Source organism: Myxococcus xanthus (assembly GCF_013116825.1).
Classification (GTDB): Bacteria; Myxococcota; Myxococcia; order Myxococcales; family Myxococcaceae; genus Myxococcus; species Myxococcus xanthus_B.
On record NZ_JABFNS010000148.1, the window covers coordinates 1 to 20,642 of the forward strand.

General features: G+C 68.9%; 17 protein-coding genes and 1 pseudogene. 8 read left to right on the forward strand and 10 right to left on the reverse strand.

The annotated features are described in order from the left end of the window. Both HNV26_RS31475 and HNV26_RS31480 read right to left on the reverse strand, forming a co-directional pair. A pseudogene (locus HNV26_RS31475) lies at nt 1–611 on the reverse strand (serine/threonine-protein kinase); the annotation flags it as partial. A gap of 65 nt (nt 612–676) precedes the next feature. Then, nucleotides 677–1,426, reverse strand: coding sequence for a TIGR02266 family protein (locus HNV26_RS31480; protein ID WP_171444697.1), 750 nt, complete (start codon nt 1,424–1,426; stop codon nt 677–679). Between the two features lie 105 nt (nt 1,427–1,531). On the opposite strand from HNV26_RS31480, the gene HNV26_RS31485 reads away from it, so the two are divergent. The 7 genes from HNV26_RS31485 to HNV26_RS31515 all read left to right on the forward strand — a co-directional run bounded on the left by HNV26_RS31485 (nt 1,532) and on the right by HNV26_RS31515 (nt 9,834). After that, nucleotides 1,532–2,020, forward strand: a complete 489-nt coding sequence (locus HNV26_RS31485; RefSeq protein WP_011551206.1) for an NADH-quinone oxidoreductase subunit NuoE family protein — start codon at nt 1,532–1,534, stop codon at nt 2,018–2,020. 35 nt (nt 2,021–2,055) lie between these two features. Further along, nucleotides 2,056–3,396, forward strand: a complete 1,341-nt coding sequence (gene nuoF / locus HNV26_RS31490; protein ID WP_171444696.1) for an NADH-quinone oxidoreductase subunit NuoF — start codon at nt 2,056–2,058, stop codon at nt 3,394–3,396. Then, complete coding sequence (locus tag HNV26_RS31495) at nt 3,393–3,899, forward strand: NADH-quinone oxidoreductase subunit J family protein (RefSeq protein WP_171444695.1); 507 nt, start codon at nt 3,393–3,395, stop codon at nt 3,897–3,899. Before nuoF ends, HNV26_RS31495 begins: the two co-directional genes overlap by 4 nt. A 74-nt stretch (nt 3,900–3,973) precedes the next feature. Further along, nucleotides 3,974–4,276: an NADH-quinone oxidoreductase subunit NuoK gene (gene nuoK / locus HNV26_RS31500; RefSeq protein WP_171444694.1), complete on the forward strand. Its 303-nt coding sequence runs from the start codon at nt 3,974–3,976 to the stop codon at nt 4,274–4,276. A gap of 22 nt (nt 4,277–4,298) precedes the next feature. Then, nucleotides 4,299–6,527, forward strand: coding sequence for an NADH-quinone oxidoreductase subunit L (nuoL, locus tag HNV26_RS31505; RefSeq protein WP_171444693.1), 2,229 nt, complete (start codon nt 4,299–4,301; stop codon nt 6,525–6,527). Further along, a complete protein-coding gene (locus HNV26_RS31510; RefSeq protein ID WP_171444692.1) occupies nt 6,524–8,257 on the forward strand; it encodes a complex I subunit 4 family protein in 1,734 nt (577 codons plus the stop codon). Before nuoL ends, HNV26_RS31510 begins: the two co-directional genes overlap by 4 nt. A gap of 17 nt (nt 8,258–8,274) precedes the next feature. Beyond that, complete coding sequence (locus HNV26_RS31515; RefSeq protein ID WP_171444691.1) at nt 8,275–9,834, forward strand: NADH-quinone oxidoreductase subunit N; 1,560 nt, start codon at nt 8,275–8,277, stop codon at nt 9,832–9,834. Between the two features lie 77 nt (nt 9,835–9,911). Here the strand turns inward: HNV26_RS31515 and HNV26_RS38725 are convergent, their stop codons facing one another. The 8 genes from HNV26_RS38725 to hslO form a co-directional block, all read right to left on the reverse strand. After that, a complete protein-coding gene (locus tag HNV26_RS38725; protein ID WP_253817243.1) occupies nt 9,912–10,142 on the reverse strand; it encodes a GNAT family N-acetyltransferase in 231 nt (76 codons plus the stop codon). Next, nucleotides 10,139–10,387: a hypothetical protein gene (locus HNV26_RS38730; protein ID WP_253817244.1), complete on the reverse strand. Its 249-nt coding sequence runs from the start codon at nt 10,385–10,387 to the stop codon at nt 10,139–10,141. The genes HNV26_RS38725 and HNV26_RS38730 overlap by 4 nt, the downstream gene beginning before the upstream one ends. A 437-nt stretch (nt 10,388–10,824) precedes the next feature. Next, nucleotides 10,825–12,273 carry a sigma-54-dependent transcriptional regulator gene (locus HNV26_RS31525; protein WP_167371013.1) on the reverse strand — a complete coding sequence of 483 codons (1,449 nt, stop codon included), beginning with the start codon at nt 12,271–12,273 and terminating at the stop codon, nt 10,825–10,827. Further along, nucleotides 12,270–14,762, reverse strand: coding sequence for an ATP-binding protein (locus tag HNV26_RS31530; protein WP_171444690.1), 2,493 nt, complete (start codon nt 14,760–14,762; stop codon nt 12,270–12,272). The genes HNV26_RS31525 and HNV26_RS31530 overlap by 4 nt, the downstream gene beginning before the upstream one ends. Beyond that, nucleotides 14,759–16,675, reverse strand: coding sequence for a selenocysteine-specific translation elongation factor (gene selB, locus HNV26_RS31535; RefSeq protein ID WP_171444689.1), 1,917 nt, complete (start codon nt 16,673–16,675; stop codon nt 14,759–14,761). Before selB ends, HNV26_RS31530 begins: the two co-directional genes overlap by 4 nt. Nucleotides 16,676–16,694: 19 nt before the next feature. Continuing rightward, nucleotides 16,695–17,438: a phosphoribosyltransferase gene (locus tag HNV26_RS31540; protein WP_171444688.1), complete on the reverse strand. Its 744-nt coding sequence runs from the start codon at nt 17,436–17,438 to the stop codon at nt 16,695–16,697. Between the two features lie 62 nt (nt 17,439–17,500). After that, on the reverse strand, nt 17,501–18,532 hold the full coding sequence (locus tag HNV26_RS31545; protein WP_171444687.1) for a Leu/Phe/Val dehydrogenase: 1,032 nt from the start codon (nt 18,530–18,532) through the stop codon (nt 17,501–17,503). A gap of 34 nt (nt 18,533–18,566) precedes the next feature. Then, nucleotides 18,567–19,451, reverse strand: coding sequence for an Hsp33 family molecular chaperone HslO (hslO, locus tag HNV26_RS31550; RefSeq protein WP_171444686.1), 885 nt, complete (start codon nt 19,449–19,451; stop codon nt 18,567–18,569). Nucleotides 19,452–19,713: 262 nt separating this feature from the next. Between hslO and HNV26_RS31555 the strand changes: the two genes are divergently transcribed. After that, nucleotides 19,714–20,394 carry a succinate dehydrogenase/fumarate reductase transmembrane subunit gene (locus HNV26_RS31555; protein ID WP_171444685.1) on the forward strand — a complete coding sequence of 227 codons (681 nt, stop codon included), beginning with the start codon at nt 19,714–19,716 and terminating at the stop codon, nt 20,392–20,394. Nucleotides 20,395–20,642 lie beyond the last annotated feature (248 nt).

Consider the following 20,642-nt stretch of genomic DNA (forward strand, 5'->3'; position numbering starts at 1 on the left):
GTGGGGGACGGCGCGGGGGGGGTGTTCGACGCGGTGAAGGGCCCCTGGACGATGACGGTGGCCTCGCGGCGGGGCTCGGCTGACGGCGGCGGCATGGGGATGGCCGCGGACGGCATGCCCAGGTCCAGCGCGGGCATCGCCGAGCGCGAGCTGCGCACCGGCGGCATGGGCGGCGGCGCGGGCGGGCCGGCGGGCACGGGCGGCGCGCCGTCGACCTCGGCCTCGTCCAGCAGCAGCTCCGGCGGGGGCGGAGGAACCATCAGCGGCTCGTCCCCACCGGCCCCCTCCAGGGGCGCGTCCGCGGCGGCGACCAGCTGATCGGCGAAGAACTCACCGACCTCCAGGGAGAAGCGCTCGTTCAGCTCCCCACCCGCCACCTGCTCACCCTGGTCGGTGAGCTTGAGCTGGGCCTCACGGTCCATGGCGATGTAGTGGAACTTGCGCAGGAAGAAGAAGTAGTTGTCGAACTCGAGCGACACGGATGGCTCAAGCGCGGCCTTCACGTCTGCCAGCTTGTTCGAGCGTCCAAGACGGCCGTTCTCCCTCAGGTTCCGGAGGATGAACAGCGCCTCGCCACTGACGGTGTCGCGATTGAGGGCGGGCTTCTGCATGGGGAAGCGACTCTATGCCGTCCCCACGCCGTGGCTCAACGGATGACTGGCGGTAAAACGCGCCCCTACTTGATGCGCAAGAGCTGCTTCACCGTCTCCAGGACTTCCACGAAACGCACCGGCTTGCGCAGGTAGATGTCCACGCCCAGTTGCATGGCGCGGTCCTGCGCCTCCTTGCCGCCGGCGGAGATGGCGATGATGGGGATGGCGCGCAGCGCTTCTTCCTCGCGCATCCGCTCCACCAGGGCGAAGCCGTCCATCACCGGCATGTAGAGGTCCGTCATCACCAGATTGAAGCGGTCCTCGCGCAGCATCAGCAGCGCGTGGTGCCCGTCCGGCGCGAAGTGGACCTCCAGGGGGACCTTTCCGTGCAGCTCGCCGCTGGCCAGCTTCTTCAGCACGTAGCTGTACATCTCGATGATGTGCGGGTTGTCCTCGACGATGAGCACACGATAGCCCTCGTGCTCTGCGTGGGACGCGTGGCTGTCTGCTCCTGCCGCACTCAAGATGTCACCCAGTTTCCGCCGGTCCTGCTCGCGCTCCACGCGAACGCCGACGCCCGCGGGCTGATCGGGGCCCGCTGGCCGCATCCAGGCCACGGTTCCGCTGACTTCTACCGGATCCAGCAGTCCCGGGAAAGAAAGTGCGAGCCGGACCTCGTCACCCATGACGAAGGACTGGTCCGTCTGGACGAACAGCCCCTCGTGGGACAGGTTCTCCGTCACGTCGCGGGCCTGGCGCCCGTCCGTGTAATCCACTCTCAGCACGGCCGGGACGCGGGGGTGCTGGCGCTTGTCCTCTGGAGCCGGGTTCATAACAAGGGCTTGAAATCGCTCGGCAATTTGCTGATGGCCACCCAGTGTAGCTTCGAGGGTTTATGTTGACAACGTAGCCATTGGGGCAATACGTACCGGCCCGCCATGGCGGAGCCCCTGTTCACCTCTGAAGAGCAGAAGAAGTTCGACGCGGGAATCGCGGAGATCATCTCCCACTACCCCCCGGATCGGAAAAGCGCGGGCATGCTCCCAGCGCTGCGTCTGCTCCAGGAAATCAAGGGATGGCTGCCCCCGGAAGGGTTGCGGCTGGTGGCGAAGCATCTGGAGGTCACTCCCGAGCGGGCCATGGAAGTGGCCAGCTTCTACGTGATGTACCACCTCAAGAAGCCGGGCAAGTACGTCATCGACGTCTGCACGAACCTGTCCTGCTCGCTGTGGGGCGCGGAGAAGATGCTCGCCTATCTGGAGGAGAAGCTGGGCCTCAAGGCAGGTGAAGCCAATGAGAAGTTCACCTTGCGAGAGACCGAGTGCCTGGCCTCGTGCGGTACTGCGCCCTGCCTGCAGATCAACGAGGATCACCACGAAAGCCTGACCCAGGCGAAGCTGGATGCCATCCTCGCCAAGTTGAGCTGAACCCCCACCCTTCTTAGGCTTAGGACGTCATCGACATGGCCTCTACGGCAAAGGCGATCGAACCGATCATCTCGGCGGCCTGGGGTAAGCCTCAGTCCTGGACCCTGGACAGCTACCGCAAGCGGGGGGGCTACGAGGCGCTGAAGAAGGCGCTCCAGATGGAGCCCGCCGCCATCATCGACGAGGTGAAGAAGTCGAACCTCCGCGGTCGCGGTGGCGCCGGCTTCCCCACGGGCCTCAAGTGGAGCTTCGTCCCCAAGGACAGCCCCAAGCCCAAGTACCTGGCGGTCAACGGCGACGAGTCCGAGCCGGGCACCTTCAAGGACCGCTACATCCTGGAAGACGACCCGCACATGATGCTGGAGGGCATCGCCATCGCGGCGTACGCGCTGGGCGTGCACACCTGCTACGTGTACCTGCGCGGCGAGTTCAAGTTCCCGGCGGAGCGCACGCAGGCGGCCATCGACGAGGCCTACAAGGCGGGCATCTTCGGCAAGAAGGTCCTGGGCAAGGACTACGAGCTGAACTGCTACCTGGTCCGCGGCGCGGGCGCGTACATCTGCGGCGAGGAGACGGCGCTGCTGGAGAGCCTGGAAGGCAAGAAGGGCTGGCCCCGCCTGAAGCCGCCCTTCCCCGCGGTGGTGGGCCTCTTCGGCTGCCCCACGGTGGTGAACAACGTGGAGACGCTGGCCAGCGTGCCCGCCATCTTCCAGCAGGGCGCGGAGGCCTACGCGAAGCTGGGCACCGACAAGTCGGGCGGCACGCGGCTCGTCTGCCTCTCCGGCACGGTGAACCGGCCGGGCGTGTACGAAGTGTCGATGTTCACCACCCTCTCCGAGCTCATCTTCGACGACAAGTACGGCCGGGGCATGCCCGCGGGCCGCAAGGTGAAGGCCGTGATTCCGGGCGGCTCCTCAGCGCCGGTGCTGGGCGCGGACGAGCTGGACGTGGCCATGGAGTTCGAGGCCCTCAAGGTGAAGCAGACCATGGCGGGCTCCGGCGGCGTCATCGTCATGGACGACGCCACCTGCATGGTGCGCAGCCTGTGGCGCGTGGCCCGCTTCTACGCGGAAGAGTCGTGCGGCCAGTGCACGCCGTGCCGTGAAGGCACGCCCTGGCAGACGCGCCTCTTGCGCAAGATCGAAGAGGGCCGCGGCGAGCCGGGCGACATCGACATGCTGTCCAACGTCGCGTCGTCGATCGCCCCCTACCCGCCCATCGGCCTGGGCAACACCATCTGCGCGCTCGGCGACGCGGCGGCGCTGCCCACGCACTCGTTCCTCATGCGGTTCCGGGACGAGTTCGAGGCCCACATCCGTGAGCACCGCTGCCCGTTCGGCGACAAGCCCTGGGGTTCGTTCGGAGACTGGTCTTGAACATCGAGCTCATCCTCTTCGGAGCGTTCGCGCTCCTGACGCTGCTGTCGGCTGGAACGGTCATCTTCGCGCGCAGCCCCATCAATTCGGCCATGGCGCTGGTGTCCACGTTCTTCTTCATGGCCGGCATCTACGTGCTGCTGTGGGCGCACACGGTGGCCGTCATGCAGGTGCTCGTGTACGCGGGCGCCATCATGGTGCTCTTCCTGTTCGTCATCATGCTGCTCAACCTGGGAGAGTCGCCCACGCGCGGCAAGCCCACGGTGGCGCGCGTCGCGGGCGGCGCGGCGACGGTGGGCCTGTTCGCGGTCCTGGCCATCATCCTCCTGAAGCTGCCCGCCGAGCCGGCCACGCTGAGCGCGGAAGCCCAGGCCTCCTTCGGCACCATCGCCACCATGGGTCAGGTCATCTTCACCAAGTGGCTGTTCCCCTTCGAAGCTGTGAGCTTGCTGCTGCTGGTGGCCATGGTGGGCGCAGTCGTCGTGGCCAAGTCGCGAATCTGATCGCCCCATCCCGGACAACTTTTCTGTGCTAGATGGCGGCGCAGGCAGCCGCTCGCGAGGCCCCGAATCGGCCCATGGTTCCCATCACCTACTATCTTCTGCTTGCCGCCGCCCTGTTCTGCATGGGCATGTTTGGCGTGCTCGTTCGGCGCAACGCGCTGGTCGTCTTCATGAGCGTGGAGCTGATGCTCAACGCGGCCAACCTCACGTTCGTGTCCTTCGCGCGCATGCGCGGTGACGACCTCGGCCACGTGTCCGCCTTCTTCGTCATCGCGGTGGCGGCGGCGGAAGCCGCCATCGGTCTGGCCATCGTCATCGCCGTCTTCCGGAGCCGGGGCAGCGTCCTGCTGGAAGACCTCCGGACGATGAAGCACTGATGCCCCCCCAGGAGCCACTGTCATGACTCTCGTCGAATTCTTCCGGGCGGCACCCGTGGCGCCAGACATCCTGGCGCCCTCGCTCTGGCTCATCATCGCGCTCCCCCTGCTGGGCGCGTTCATCACCGGTGTGTTCGGCAAGATGATGGGCAGGGCCAACGTCCAGCTCGTCGCCTGCGCGGCGGTGGCGGGCTCCTTCGTCCTGAGCCTGCTGGCCTTCTGGGCCACCAGCCACCACAACCCCGAGACGGGTCGGCTGGCGGCCATCTTCCCCAACCCGTTCGGCATCGAGCGGGACTTCGTGCGCTACGCGCTCGCGTACGACTACGGCACCTGGTTCTCGGTGGGCGACTTCCGGGTGAACTTCGGGCTGATGGTGGACCATCTGTCCGGCATCCTGCTGCTCATCATCACCGGCGTCGGCTTCCTCATCCACCTGTACTCCACCAGCTACATGGAGCACGACGCCGCGTACTGGCGGTTCTTCGCGTACCTGAACCTGTTCGTCGCGGCGATGCTGACGCTGGTGCTGGCCGACAACCTGATCCTGCTCTTTGTGGGCTGGGAGGGCGTCGGCATGGCCAGCTACCTGCTCATCGGCTTCTGGTACGACGACCCGGCCAAGGCCTGGGCCGGGCGCAAGGCCTTCGTCACCAACCGCATCGGTGACTTCGCGTTCCTCGTCGGCACCTTCCTGCTGGTGCTGCTGGTCTCCGCCTTCACCCAGCAGTCGAACGCGGCGGACTACAGCAACGCCGGCACCACCGCGCAGCACTACACGGCCGCGCTGGAGCAGAAGGGCCCGGTGACGTTCAAGGGCCTGGAGAAGATGGCCGAGGGCCTGGTGGACGGGTCCGCGGACAAGGTCGACCTGAGCACCCCCATCGAGGCGGGCCCGCTGGAGGGCTACACCTTCGGCGGCGTGATGACGGTGGCCATGCTGCTGTTCCTCCTGGGCGCCGCGGGCAAGAGCGCGCAGCTGCCCCTCTACGTCTGGCTGCCGGACGCCATGGCCGGCCCGACGCCGGTCTCCGCCCTCATCCACGCCGCGACGATGGTGACCGCCGGCGTCTACCTGTTCAGCCGCATGTCCGCGCTGCTGGTGCTGAGCCCCACCGCCATGGCGACCATCGCCATCATCGGCGCGCTCACCTCGCTTCTGGCGGCGCTCATCGCCTTCGCGCAGGACGACATCAAGAAGGTGCTGGCCTACTCCACGGTGTCCCAGCTGGGCATCATGTTCATGGGCGTGGGCATGGGCATCTTCTGGGCGGCGGTGTTCCACCTGATGACGCACGCCTTCTTCAAGGCCTGCCTCTTCCTCGGCGCCGGCAGCGTGATGCACGGCAACGGCGACGAGACGGACATCAAGAAGCTGGGTGGCCTGCGCAAGGAGATGCCCTGGACCTGGGCCACCTTCCTGGTCGCCACCCTGGCCATCACCGGCATCATCCCGCTGTCCGGCTTCTTCTCGAAGGACGCCATCCTGCACGGCGTGCACCACAACCACCTGCAGGGCCTGGAGTGGGTGTCCAGCCTCGTCTACTACCTGGGCCTGCTCATCGCGGCGTCCACCGCGTTCTACATGACGCGCGTGTACCTGCTCACCTTCGAGGGTCCCCGCTCGAAGGAGGCCCGGGTGGCCCACGCCCATGAGAGCGCCTGGCAGATGACCCTGCCGCTGGTGGTGCTGGCGGTCCTGAGCGTGGTCGCCGCGCGGTACGCGTTCGGCATCGACTTCTTCAACATGACGGCGCAGCCGGTGCTCGACAACTTCCTGAGCCCGGTGTTCAGCGCGACCAAGCGCATCACGGAGGCAAGCACGCTGGTGGCGCTGGACACCAGCCGCCCGCAGGTGGTGCCGGACTACCTCAAGGCCTGGGCCGTGGCCCTGACGGGTGGCGGCGCGGCGGCCTTCCTCTACCTGCGCTACTTCCCTTCGCGCGTGGGTCAGCCGGATCCCGCCTTCATCCGCGCGGTGCGCCCCCTGGCGCTCAACAAGTTCTACGTGGACGAGCTCTATGAGCTGATTGTCATCCGTCCCGTGAAGTTCATGAGCTTCCTCCTCTTCCGCGTGGTGGACGCGCTCGTCATCGACACCGTGGCGGTCCGCGGCACGGCGTGGGTGACGGCGCGCGTGGGCAGTGCGCTCCGCTACGTGCAGTCGGGCGATGCCCAGGCCTACGCCGCTGTGATGGCCATCGCCCTGCTGGGCGGGATGGCCTACGCCCTCATCCAGGTGATGCAATGAGCTTCTTCGACAACCACCTGCTCAACCTCGTCGTCTTCCTGCCGCTGGTTTTCGCGGCGCTGGTGGCGCTGCTGCCGGCCGGCGAGCACGGTCAGATTCGCACCATCACGTTCATCGCCATGGTGGTGGACCTGGTGTTCGGGGTCTGGGCCTACATGACGTACGTCCCGGGCGGGCCGGAGTTCCAGCTCGAGTACCGGGCGCGTTGGTTCGACCTGTTCGGCACCAGCTACCACGTTGGCGTGGACGGCCTGGCCGTGAGCCTGCTGCTGCTCACCGTCTTCCTGGGGCCCCTGGTGGTGCTGGCGTCCACCACGTACATCAAGTTCCGCATCAAGGAGTTCCACCTGGCGCTGCTGGTGCTCCAGACGACGATGCTGGGCGCGCTGGTGTCGCTGGACGTGCTGCTCTTCTACATCTTCTTCGAGGCCATGCTCATCCCCATGTACCTCCTGGTGGGTGTGTGGGGCGCCGAGGACCGCCAGATGGCGGCGGTGAAGTTCTTCCTCTACACGCTGGCCGGCTCGCTGCTGATGCTGGTGGCCATCATCGCCGTGTACTTCATCAGCGCGCCGGTGGGTGCCCGCTCGTTCGACTACGCGAGCATCTACAACGGCCTGCTGGACGCCAACCGTCAGCTCAGCGCGTGCACCGCGGGGCCCGCGGGCGCGTGTGACTCGCTCACCGGGCTGGCCGCCACGCTGTACACCTGGGGTCCGTGGCTGTTCGCGGCGTTCGCCATCGCGTTCGCCGTCAAGGTCCCCATGTGGCCGCTGCACACCTGGTTGCCGGACGCGCACGTGCAGGCGCCGGTGGCCGGCTCCATGATTCTGGCCGGCGTCACCCTGAAGATGGGCACCTTCGGCTTCTGGCGCTACGCGATTCCCTTCTTCCCGGTGGCCACGCAGCAGGCGCGGCCCTTCCTGGCCACGCTGGCCGTCATCGGCATCGTGTACGGCGCGCTGATGTGCCTGGCGCAGCGGGACATCAAGAAGCTGATTGCGTACTCGTCGGTCAGCCACCTGGGCTACTGCATGCTGGGCATCCTGGCGATTACGGCCGAGGGCGCCACGGGCAGCGCGTACCAGATGCTCAACCACGGTGTGTCCACGGGCGCGCTGTTCCTCCTGTTCGGCTACCTGTACGAGCGGCGCCACTCGCGCCTGATGGCGGACTACGGCGGCATCGCGAAGGTGATGCCGGTGTTCACCGCGGCCTTCGTCATCATCACCTTCTCCTCCATCGCGGTGCCGGGCACCAACGGCTTCATCGGTGAGTTCCTGGTCCTGCTGGGCACCTTCAAGAGCGACCTGGGCGAGGCCGCGGGCAACCCGCACCTGACGGCGGTGTTCGGCGCCTTCGCCACGCTGGGCGTCATCCTGGGCGCCGCCTACATGCTCTGGATGGTCCAGAAGGTCTTCTTCGGTGGAATCACCCACCGGGAGAACCAGCACCTGACGGACATGAACCTGCGCGAGGGCCTCACGGTGCTCCCCTTCATCGTCCTGGTCGCCGTGATGGGCCTGCAGCCGCAGCCCTTCCTGGACCGGCTGGAGCCGTCCACGGACCGCTTCCTGGCCCGCGCCCGCGTGGGCACGCCGGGGGCCGAGTTGCAGGAGGACCGACTTCGGGTAGAGGTGATGGCCCTGCCATCCCGTCAGGTCGTCGCCGCGCCGTCCGCGCCCGTTCCGTTGGCCGCCGCCCCGGCCGTCCCCTCGCCGCGGCAGTAGCCGCCTGAGCTTCCGACATGAACCTGCCCAATCTCAGCCTGGCAGACTTCCTCCCGCTGCTGCCCGCCATCATCATGGTGGTGGGTGCTTCCATCCTGCTGCTGTCGGAGGTGTTCCTCTCCACGACGGCGTCGCGCGCGTACCAGGCGGTGCTCACCGTGGTGACGGCGGTGGCAGCCGGCGCCATGGCGCTGACGACGATGTTCGAGCCCCCCCAGGAGGTGATGCTCGGCTTCGGCGTGTTGGACCCCTTCTCCAGCTTCCTCACCTTCGTGGTGTGCGTGGGCCTGACGCTGGCGACCCTGAGCTCCGTGAGCTTCCTGCGCAAGCGCGGCGCGGAGCGCGGTGAGTTCTACGCGCTGATGCTGTTCGCCTCGGCGGGCATGAGCCTGCTGGCGATGTCGAACGAGCTCATCACGCTCTTCGTCAACATCGAGGTCCTCTCCCTCTCCACCTACGCGCTGACGTCGTACCTGCGGCGTGGCACGCGGCCGAGCGAGGCGGGCTTCAAGTACTTCATCCTGGGCGCCTTCTCGTCCGCGCTGCTGCTCTACGGCGCGGCGCTGCTGTACGGCGCCACTGGCACCACCCACCTGACGGCCATGGCCGGCCCGCTGTCCACCGCCATCTCGTCGCAGCCGGGCCTTGTGTACGCGGGCATCATCCTGGTGATCGCGGGCTTCGCCTTCAAGGTCGCCGCGGTGCCGTTCCACATGTGGACGCCGGACGTCTACGAGGGCGCGCCGACGCCGGTCACCGCGCTGATGAGCGCGGGCGTGAAGGCGGCCGCCTTCGCGGCGATGGTCCGCGTGTTCTTCATGGTGGGCAAGGGCGTGGACCCGCAGATGCTGCTGGGCCTGTTCTCCGTGCTGGCCTTCCTCACCATGGTGGCGGGCAACCTGCTGGCGATTCCGCAGCGCAACGTGAAGCGCATGCTGGCGTACTCGTCCATTGCCCACGCTGGCTACCTGCTGGTGGGCGTGGCCGCCCTCTTCGTCACCGGTCCGGGCGAGCAGTTCCGCCTGCTGGGTGCGTCCGCGCTGACGGGCGGCACCCCGCTGGACCTGGCCCGAGCGGAGGCGCTGCGCGGCATCCTCTACTACCTGCTGGCGTACACGTTCAGCGCGGTGGGCGCCTTCGCCATCGTGTCCGTCCTGGAGCGTCGCGAGGACGAGGAGAAGGGCACCGCCTGGGACCTGGAGCGCTTCAGCGGACTGGCGCAGCGCAAGCCGGGTTGGGCCTTCGCGATGGCGGCCTTCATGCTGTCGCTGGGTGGCATCCCGCCCACCATCGGCTTCATGAGCAAGCTGCTCATCTTCCAGGCCGCCGTGGACGCGGGCCTCATCGGCCTCACCATCGTCGGCGTGCTCTCCAGCGCGGTGGGCATCTATTACTACCTGCGCGTGGTGGTCTACATGTTCATGCGGCCGGTGCCGGAGGGCGCACAGGCGCTCGAGAAGAGCTGGTCCACCGAGCTGGCGCTGGTGCTGTCCACCGCGGCCGTCGTGATTCTGGGCATCATCCCCGGTCCCATCATGGGCTGGCTGGAGCAGGCCAGCAGCATCTTCGGCCAGTAGCCTGCCGCCTCCGCTGTCACACCCCGCCCGCCCCGGCTTCGTGCTCGGGCGGGCGTCGTGTTTTCAGCGCCCGTGCGTCAGCGCGCCGCAGTCCTCCAGCGACACACCGAGACCACGGCCCCCTCCGGTGACGAGGAGGGCAGCGCCGCCAGTTGGGCCCGCATCACCCGCAACGTGGTGGCCTCGCGCGTCGGCCGCATTCCCAGCGAGGTGCAGAGCTCGAGCGCGGGCGTGTTGTCCCGCTTCACGTTGAGGACCCAGCGGGTGCACCCTTGTGCGCGAAAGTGCCCGGCCAGGTGCGTCATCATCCTCCGCCCCAGTCCCTGCCCCCCCGGGCGAACGGCGCCACCACCAGTTGCCTCACGAACCCGAAGTCCCCCAGGAGGTTCGTCACGGCGTAGGCGCCCACACCCTGGGGAGCTTCGGCGAACAGGGCGCGCTGAGCGATTTCCGCCGCCCACACGGGCTCAGGCGGAGGGGACTCGTCCACCCCGAGTTCAAGAAACAGCCGGGCAAAGACAGCGTGGCCTTCCAGCCGACGGGGACGCAGCACCCATTGAGCTTCAGAGGAACCGACCTGCCCTTCCTTTCGTCGCGAGCCGAGGCAGCAACAGACGCGGAAAAGAAGGCGGCCCGACACCCCAAAGAGGTGCCGGGCCGCGGGTCTTCTCAAGGTGACTCACCGGAAGTGCTGAAGGGGTGGGGGGGAACCGCCTTCAGCCTCGCTTCGATGTGTCCCGCGGATTCCTTTAGCAGTCGCCGTGCCAGCAGCCTCGCGGGGAGAAACTCTAGTTTTCTCAAGCACTTGAAGAACTAACTGACGCTGCTTCTGCCCTGCCGTTCCATTTCATGACTGCAATGGAGTTTCATAAGTGAAAAAGACGAGCAAATTCATGCGCTTACCTTTTTCACCTATGAACCCGTCCATTTCGGATCTGAATCCATGGCCGCGGGAAAGTTACATGGGTGAGTCTTCCCCCTACTCCAGGGCTATTCCCGGGCCAGCTCGCTGGGCGGTCGAAGGTTGAGCCGCTTCATCTTCCGCCAGAGCGTGGTGGAGGAGACGCCGAGCTCATCCGCGACGCGGGCCAGGTCCACCCCGTGCCGCTCCAGGGCCTGGGTGATGGCGTGGCGCTCCGCCTCTTCCACCACCTGGGCCAACGTGGGCCCCGCGCTGGCGTTGCGCCCGAGCGCTCCGCCCTGCCCGTCCAGGAAGGCGACACTGGGGGTGCCATGAGCCGGCGTCATGCGGCCCTGCCGCACGGGGAAGTCCTCGGGCAACAGTTCATCGCCCTCCGCGAGCGCGGCGGCCTGCTCCACCAGGTTCTCCAGCTCGCGCACGTTGCCGGGGAAGCCGTAGCTCATCAGGTGAGACACCGCGGCGGCGGAAAGACGCTTGGGATTGGGGCTGCGGGCATTGGCCCGCTCCAGGAAGTGCTCCGCCAGCGCTGGCACGTCCTCCAGGCGCTCGCGCAGGGGCGGGACGCGGAGGGCCACCACGTTGAGGCGGTAGTAGAGGTCCTGCCGGAAGCGCTTGTCGCGCACCTCCAGTTCGATGTCCCGGTTGGTGGCGGCGACGATGCGCACGTCCACACGCAGCGCGGTGGACTCACCGACGCGGCGGACCTCGCCCTCTTGCAGCGCGCGCAGCAGCTTGGACTGGAAGGTGGGGCTGGTCTCCGTCACCTCGTCGATGAAGAGCGTGCCGCCGTCCGCCTCCTCGAAGAGGCCCCGGCGGGACTTCACCGCGCCGGTGAAGGCGCCCTTGGCGTGGCCGAACAGCTCGCTCTCCAGCAAGGACTCGCTGATGGCCGCGCAGTTGACGGGCACGAAGGAGCGGGCCTTGCGGCGGCTGTGCGCATGGAGCGCGCGAGCCACCAGCTCCTTGCCCGTGCCGCTCTCACCCTGGATGAGGACGGTGGCGTCGCTCTGCGCCACGCGCATCAGCCGCGTGGTGAGCTCGCGCATGGCGGCGCTGCGCCCCACCAGGGCGGACAGGCCGTGGCGCTGGTTGAAGTCAGTGGTGAGGTTGTCCACGTCACGCAGCAGGCGCGCGCGCTCCAGGGCGCGCTCCACGCGGTAGCGCAGCTCGCTCTCCTTGAAGGGCTTGGTGACATAGTCGTAGGCCCCCAGGCGCATGGCCTCCACGGCGCTCTCGATGGAGCCGAAGGCCGTCATCATGATGACCTGGAGCCGGGGCGCCACTTCCAGCGCGCGCCGCAGGAGCGTGAGCCCGTCCATGGGCTCCATCTTCAGGTCCGTCAGCAGCAGGTCGATGCTGCCGCTGGCGAGCTGGGCCAGGGCTTCCTCGCCGGTGGCGGCCTCGAAGACGGTGTAGTTCTCCGCCCGGAGCAACAGGGCGGTGGTGGCGCGCATGTTGCGCTGGTCGTCCACGACGAGGAGCCGTCCTCGGGTCGGCGGAGTGTTCGCGTCGGTCATGGGAAGGACGGAGGCTGCGAGAACGGCAGCCGGAAGGTGAAGGTGGTACCGCGCCCCGGAATACTGTCCACGGCGATTTCGCCCCGGTGCTCCTCGAGGATGCGCCTGACGACGGCCAGCCCCAGGCCGGTGCCCTGGGCCTTGGTGGTGAAGAACGGCTCGAAGACGCGGTGGAGCAGCTCGGCGGGGATGCCCGGCCCCTGGTCCACCACGTCGATGCGCAGCTGTTCGCGCCCCGCGTGGGCTTCACGGCGCGCGCGAACCTGCACGAGTCCACCCTGCGGCATGGACTGGATGGCGTTGACCGCCACGTTGACCAGCGCCTGGCGGATGAGGCGGCGGTCCATGGGTACCGGCGGCAGGCCGGGCTCCACGTCGGATTGGATGCGGATGGAGCGATCCGCGCCGCCGCCCTGCATCCGCGCGGCCTCCAGCGAATCCTGGAGCACGCGCCCCAGGTCCTCCTGCTGGAGCACCGGGTCCCTGGGACGCGTGTAGTCCAACAGGTCACCGACGATGCGGTTGAGCCGGTCGCTCTCCTCTCCCAGGATGTCGAGCAACATGGCCGCGTCCCCGCCCGGCACCAACAGCCGGCGCAGCGAGGCCACCGCGTTGAAGATGACGCCCAGCGGATTGCGCACCTCGTGGGCGACAATGGCGGACAGCTCGCCCAGCGCGGCCAGCCGCTCGCGCTTCACCATCTCCGCGCGCGTGGCGGCCAGCTCCGCGTAGCTGGCCCACAGCGACTCGTACAGGCGCGCGTTGGCGATGGACAACGCCAGCTGGCCACACGTGGCCTCCGCCAGCTCGATGAGCTCCGGCCCGAAGGCGCGCGGGCCCCGCGTGTCGTCCACCACCACCACGCCGATGAGCTCCTCGCGCGAGGTGAGCGGCAGCGCCAGCAGCGCCTTCTCGTCGAAGCGGTGCGCGAGCTCCGGGTTGAAGCCTCCGTCCGCGGCGGACACGTCCTCCACCGCGATGGGCCTGCGCTCACGCGCCACGCGCGCCGCCAGGCCGTCTCCATGGAGGGGCAGCACCACCGTGCGGAAGTAGTCGCGGTGCGCGATGGAGGCCGCCGCGCCGCGCAGCAGCCGGGCGCTCTCGTCGTACAGCAGGATGTAGCAGTTGGACACGTCCAGCAGGCGGACGAGGAAGTCGGCGGCCACATCCAGGATGCTCGACGTCTCCAGCACGCCGGACGTGGTGCGCGCCAGGTCCAGCAGGAGGCGCGTCTCGGCCAGCTGGCGCGAGGACTCGGCCCGCAGCCGGCGCTGCTCCAGCAGCGTCACCAGCAACTCCGACAGCGTGCCCAGCAGGCGCAGGTCCCGCTCGTCGAAGGGCCTCCCCGGCGCGCGCAGCACCTGGAGCCTCCCGCACACCTCGCCGCCGCGCATCAGACACACCGCCGCGCCCGCCCCCAGCCGCCCGCTGGACTGCTCCGCCAGCGGAGCCTCGTCCGCGGACGAGGACAGCACGCCCTCCGCGCCACACGACAGCACGCCCGTGAGCCGGCGCGCGTCCGCCGCGTCCTGAAAGCCCACGTGTGAAGACAGCGACAGCGTGGCTTCGGGAGGCGTCGAGAGGTGCAGCGCCGCGGCGTCCGCCTGGAGCAGTGAGGCGACGCGCTCCAGGAAGTCCTCCTGCGTGGGCGGAGACGGCTGCGCGACGAAGCGCGCCATCTGCGCGACCGCCTCCATCTCCCAGCGGCTGCGCGCGCTCTCCGCCTGCACGCGCGCGTCCGCCAGCGCGGCGCCCACCACCTTGGCGAAGAGCATCAACACCGAGCCATGGTGCGGCGCCACCCAGTGGCCCTCCACCCACAGCACCTCGGCCTGGGGGCCGCCCACGGGCAGGTAGACGTGGGTGGGCGCGGCCTGGTCCGAGCCACCAAAGACGGGGCGCCCGTCCGCGAGCGACTCCAGCCCCAGGCGCGCGTCCTCTGGAAGGGGCGCCCCATCCCGAGCCAGCAGGCCCTCGCCTTCCCAGCGCAACAGCCGGGCCCGGAAGCCCGCGGCCTCCAGGCCCTTCAGGGCGACGCGGCGGACGGCGTTCTCCGAGTGCGCGGACACCAGCCCCGCGGAGGTCTCCACCAGCCGCTCCGCCACCGACATCTCCGGCGGCCGGTTCTCCATGGGCACGCAGTTGAGCAGCAGCCCCCCGCCCCCGCGCACCAACACGAAGCGGGACGCGGTGACGGCCACCTCGCGCGCCACGCCATCCGCGCAGGGGACCTGGAAGAGCTGGGAGCCCTCATGGAGCGGCGCACCGGCCTCCACCCGCCAGTAGCGCTCGACCATGCGGCTGCGGTCCTCCGGCTGGATGAAGTCCATGACGGAGCGGCCCTCCACCTGGGCGCGTTGCAGGCCGAGCAACGCGACATAGGCGTCGTTGGCCACGAGCACCCGTCCCTCCACCACCGCCAGCATGGGGTTGCGGAAGGTGTCGACGAGGACGCGAAGCTCCGCCTCGCTGTAGCGCTTGGTACTCATCCGCGACGCAGCACCCGCTTCTCTCCTACCCGGAGCGTGACCTTCTCCCGGTCGAAGTATTCGGACAAGGGGATGACGAACTTGCGGCTTTGCCCCACCATCTCCTTGAAATCCTGGGTGGTAATCTCCTTCTTCTCGCGCAGGTGGGCAACCAGGCGCTCGCGCAGTGACGCCAGCGCCCCGGCCGCGAACCACAAGCCCTCCGAGACGCGCACCACCGCTCCCTCCACCACCATGACGCCCAACAGCTCACGCAGCCGGGAGGCGGGGAGCTGGAGCTTCTGCTCCAGTTCGGGAAGCGAGGGTGGCGCCAGGGCCGCGGCGGACAGCTCCGCCGCCAGCCGCGCCCGAGCGGCGGTGTCCCCCAGGCTCAGCGTGCGGCCGCGCCCCTTGAGGCGCACCACGTCCCGCTCCAGTTCCACCCGTCCTCCCTCCACCAGGGCCTGCAACACCCGCTGGAACGCCCGCGCATCCAGCGCGGAGGATAGCCGCTGCCGCAGCTCCTCGCGGGACAGTCCTTCGCGAAGGGGTTCGCGCTCATGGAAGGTGGCCAGCAGCGCCAGGGCGCGGCCCTGCAACGCCTCGAAGACCTCGCCGGAGAGGTAGAGCCGCCGCTCCCGGTCGATGAGGAGCGCGCCGCCCCGCGCCCCCAGCAACTCCAGCGCGCGCGTGAGGACCCGGGGCCCCAGCGCCGAGCGGCCGAACAGCTCCGGCTGCGTCAGCCCGCGATAGCCCGCCTGTCGCAGCAGCCAGGCCACCTGCCCCGCCGGGTCCGCCTCCAGCAGGGGCGTCACCGCCGACGCGCCACCTTTGCGCCGCTTCGGCGGGGAGATGGACAGGATGCGGCCTCCCGCCACCGTGGCGCCTCGTCCCGGAAGGGCGCGCGCGCCGCGCAGGATGAAGCGCTGGCCCACCAACGCCCCCACGGAGGCGCCCAGCCGCAGCTGCGCCAGCGTCGTCTCGCCAGGCTCCAGCCGCTCCACATCCAACAGCGCCACCGTGGCCTCCACCTGCGCGGTGCCCAGGTGCAGCAGCAGCTTCGAGCGACGAGGCAACGGCGACGGGGCCGCGGGCAGCAGCGTCAACTCGACGTCGAGCATGCGTGTCTCCGGCAGCTCGCCCGCGCGCACCAGCACCATCCCCCGGCGCAACGCCTCCGGCTCCACGCCGGGGAGGTTCACCGCCGCGCGCTGCCCCGCCTCCACGACGGACACGGCGCCGCCATGGCGCTGCACCCCGCGCACGCGCAGCGGACCGGGCAGCCCAGGCAGGAGCGACACCACGTCATCCACCGCCAGCGCTCCCGACAGCAGCGTGCCCGTCACCACCGTGCCAAAGCCCTTGATGGTGAACACGCGGTCGACTGGCAAGAAGGCCGGGCCCTCCGAAGGCCGCTCGGGCAGCGCCGCCGCGGCCTGGGTGAGCGCGGCGCGCAGCGCGTCCAAGCCCGCCCCCGTTCTGGCGGAGCAGGCCACCACGGGCGCCGACTCCAGGAAGGTCCCCACGGTGAGCGCGGACAGGTCCGCCTCCACCAGCGCGCGCCACTCCGGGCCCAGCTCCGCCAGCGTGTCCGACTTGGTGAGGGCGATGACACCGGCCCTCACGCCCAGCAGCCGGCAGATGTCCAGGTGCTCGCGCGTCTGGGGCATCACGCCCTCGTCCGCGGCCACCACCAGCACCACCAGGTCCACGCCGCCGGAGCCAGCGGCCATGGCCTTCACGAAGCGCTCGTGGCCCGGAACGTCCACCACGCCGGCCACGGTGCCGTCATCCAGCGTCAGGTGGGCGAAGCCCAGCTCCAGGGTGATGCCGCGGCGCTTCTCTTCCTTCAGCCGGTCGGTGTCGATGCCGGTGAGCACCTTCACCAGGGACGTCTTGCCATGGTCGATGTGGCCCGCCGTCCCGACAATCATGGCGTCACCGCGCCGAGGCTCATGCGCCAGCCTTGTCCGGGTCCTCGTCGAAGCGCGCGTCGCCGGTGGACGGCTCGTAGTCCCAGGGGAAGACCATGAGCGAGGCGGTGGAGAGCGCCGAGTAGTCCGGCGAGAAGCCACCCGGCTTCGTCACGAGACACGCGGTGGCCACCTTCTTCGCGCCCGCCTCGCGCGCCAGGGCGGTGGCCAACTCCAACGTGTCACCGCTGGAGGCCACGTCATCCACAATCAACACGCGACGGCCCTTCAGCTCCGCGGGCATCTCCCCGGCGAGCTGCGGCGTCTTCGACGTGCGAGGCGCGGCGTTGCCCCGGTCCCTGCTTCGGCGGCTGATGCGCACGGGGAAGAACGGACAGCCGAGCGCCCCCGCGAGCGCGCCGCCCACGAAGACGCCGCCGTGGGCCACACCGACCACCACTTGGGGTTCGAAGGTCTCTTGAATGGAACCCGCGAGCTGCTGCACCGCGCGGTCGAACTCCTTCCAGGACAGCTCCTTCACGCCGCTCGACGCGGACCGGCCTCGGGACTGGTCCTTCCCCGTCGGCTGGCGCGGGGCCTCCACCTGCGGCGCCAACACGACGTCCGCGGGAATGGAGACGAGCTTCTCCGCCTGGACCGCAGGGGACTTCTTCGAAGAGGCCTTCTCGGTGGACTTGCTCTGCCGCTTGGTCGCCACGGCGCTGAACTCCGGCTGGGGTGTGTGCGGCCCCGTCATACTCCGAGGGCCGCACGGTGGCCACATCCGGCCACACCCCAGACGTCGCCTTTGTATCGCGGCAACACACGCACTGCGTGCGTGAGCGCTCAGCCGGCCAGCCGCTCCTCGACCATCCGGTCCGCCACCTGCTCGGGGCGCAGGCCGGATTCCTTCGCGCGGGTCAGCACCGTGTCGATGGTGTCGAAGATGAGGGAGGTGCGGGCGTACGCCTTGTCCCGGTCATACCCCGCCCACTCCTGGGCCACGTTGATGAGGCCGCCGGCATTGGCCGCGTAGTCGGGCACGTAGAGGATGCCGCGCCGGGCCAACTGCTCGCCGTGACGCGACGTGAGCAGCTGGTTGTTGGCCGCGCCGCACACCGCCTTCACGTTCAGCAGCGACAGGGTGGTGTCGTTGATGGCGCCGCCCAGCGCACAGGGGGCGTAGATGTCCGCCTCCATTCGATGCAGCGCGTCGGCGTCCACCGCGGTGACGCCGTACTGCGTCACCGCGCGCTGCACGCTCGCGGGGTTGATGTCGCTCACCCACACCTTCGCGCCGCGCTGATGCAACTCCTTCACCAGGTACATGCCCACATGGCCTACGCCCAGCACGGTGACGCGCAGGCCCTTCAGGTCCGGGCTGCCGAAGACGTGCTTCGCCGTGGCTTCCATGGCGCGCGCCACGCCATACGCCGTCACCGGCGACGGGTCTCCGCTGCGCTCCTTCAGCCCAACCACATACTTCGTGTGGCGGCGCACGTGCTCCATGTCGTCGGGGCTGGTGCCGCTGTCCTCGGTGGTGATGTAGCGCCCGCCCAGGGACTCCACCGCGCGACCGAAGGACTCGAAAATCTTCTCACGGTCGAAGCTGCCGCGCGGCAGCATGATGACCGCCTTGCCGCCGCCGTGGGGCACCCCTGCGAGCGCGGCCTTGTATGTCATTCCGCGCGCCAGACGGAGCGCGTCCGCGACGGCTTCTTCCTCGCTGGTATAGGTGGCCAGCGCGCGAGTGCCGCCCAACCCCGGGCCGAGCCGCGTGTTGTGCATGCCCACAATGGCACGCAGGCCCGACTTGGAATCACTCAACAGGTGGACGGCTTCGTAGCCGCCCTCAAGCAACTGCGTGAAGTAGCTCATGGCGCGCGGCAAGTACCGTCGCGCCTCGGGCAAGTCAAATGGCGCCGCGCTCCAACATGCCGCGGATTTCGTCTCCAGGAATGACATAGCGCGTCGTGCAGAACTGGCACGTCGCCTCCGCCTGCCCTTCTTTCTCCAAAAGGTCCGTCAATTCCTCACGTCCCATGGCCAGGAGCGCGCGCAGCACGCGGTCCTTGCTGCACGAACAACCAAAGCGCAGCGGGTAACGCGACATGACCTCGAAGTCGGACTCCGGCAGCAGCGCGCGCAGCACGGCCGTTGCTCCCGCCCCGCCGTGCGCCTGGAGCGAGGGCACGAAGTCACGGCGCAGCCGCTCCCCCAGCGCCGCGAAGGCCTCCATGTCCGCGCTGGGAAGCGGCTGGACGAGCAGGCCGGCGACGCGGCCCAGCGGCTCCGCGGCCCCGCCTTCCGGCAGTTGCGCCAGCAGCACATGTGACGGGAGTTGATCCGACTGACGGAAGTAGCGCTCCAGGTCGGCCGCCAGGTCGAAGGCCTCCAGCTCCACCGCGGAGCGGTAGTACTCGCCGCCGCCCAAGTCCCGCAGCACGGACAGGAAGCCCTTGTTCCCCAGCACGGGGCGCCAATGGTACTGCCCGTCGCTCCCGGAGTACTCCACGTAGGTGTTCTTCACGTACCCGCGGACGAGCCCGGACGTGTCCCCATCCACGAAGAGGCCGCGCAGGGGGCCGTCACACTCCACCTGGATGTTGATGCGGGCGTCGCCCTTCTGAAGGGCCCCCATCAGGGCGGCGGCGGTGAGGGCCTGCGACAGGAGCACGGCGGCGGCGGGCGCGGTGCCATGGGTGGCGCGCGCCAGGCGCGACAGCTCCGTCGTGGTGGCGAGCACCACGCGCAGGTCCGTGTTCTTCAACATTCCACTGACAAGCTCGTCGGACATATCGATGGCAACTAGCGTGCCCGAGCCCGCATTGCCCGCCAACGACAGAAGGCGGGGGCCCCTGCCCCCGGCAGGAGGGCAGCAGCGGGGACCGGGGTGACGCATAAGGTCAGCCTTATGCCTCCGTGTGGGTGTGCTGGCATGCCGGGGTGAGGAAGAAATCCAGCCCGGGCGCTGGACCGGCTATAAACCGCCGTCCGACTGTCACTTGCCTTCGACCGTGGACGCGGCAAGACGCCCACGCGCCGCCGCTGGAGATTCGATGAGCACCCAAGCCGCTGCCGCAGTAGAGACGAAGACACCGCTCCTCAAGTCCCGCCTGGGCTCGTTCCTCGCGGTGGTTCCCCTGTCCATCTGGGTCATCAACCACCTGTGGGACAACCTCTCCGCCTTCAACGGCGCGGACGCCTGGCAGAAGTCGGTGACGACGTACGCCAACCCGTTCTCCCAGGTCTTCACCTTCATCATCGTCCTGCTGCCGCTGCTGATGCACACCGGCTGGGGCCTGGTGCGCCTGTTCAGCTTCCGGCCGAACAACGTCCACTACAACAACTACGGCAACCTCAAGTACATCCTCCAGCGCATCACCGCGGTGGGCGTGCTGGCCTTCCTGGGCGCCCACATCTGGCTGGCCTTCCTCTACCCGCGGCTGGTGCTGGGTCATCCGGAGGCGTTCGATGACATCGCCCGGGAGATGCACCACCACGTGCCCACCCTGGTCGTCTACCTGCTGGGCACCCTGGGCACCTCGTACCACCTGGCCAACGGCCTCCAGGGCTTCGCCATGGGCTGGGGCCTGCTCTCCAGCGAGCGCTCCATGCGCAAGTTCGAGCCGGTGGTCATCATCCTCTTCCTGGTCCTGACGGCGATGAGCTGGGCGGTCATCTACGCGCTCTACACCGCGGGCGCCGCCTTCAGCCCCGTGGGTGCCACTCCTCCGTGACGCGGCCCGGGCCCGGCGCTCCCGGGCCTGGAAGTCCAGGCGCACGAAGCACACCGGCCGCCCCCGAGACTTCCGGGGAGCGGCCGGTTTCATTTCCAGGGCGCCGCTGGCGTCAGCCGGGCCTAGAAGGGGATGTCGTCGTCGCCGTTGCCGCCGCCAGGGCCACCGCCCATGTCGTCCGGAGGCGGCTGACCGTAGTCGTTGTTGTCTCCCCCACGCTGCTGGGAGAACTGCCGGCGTCCCCCGCG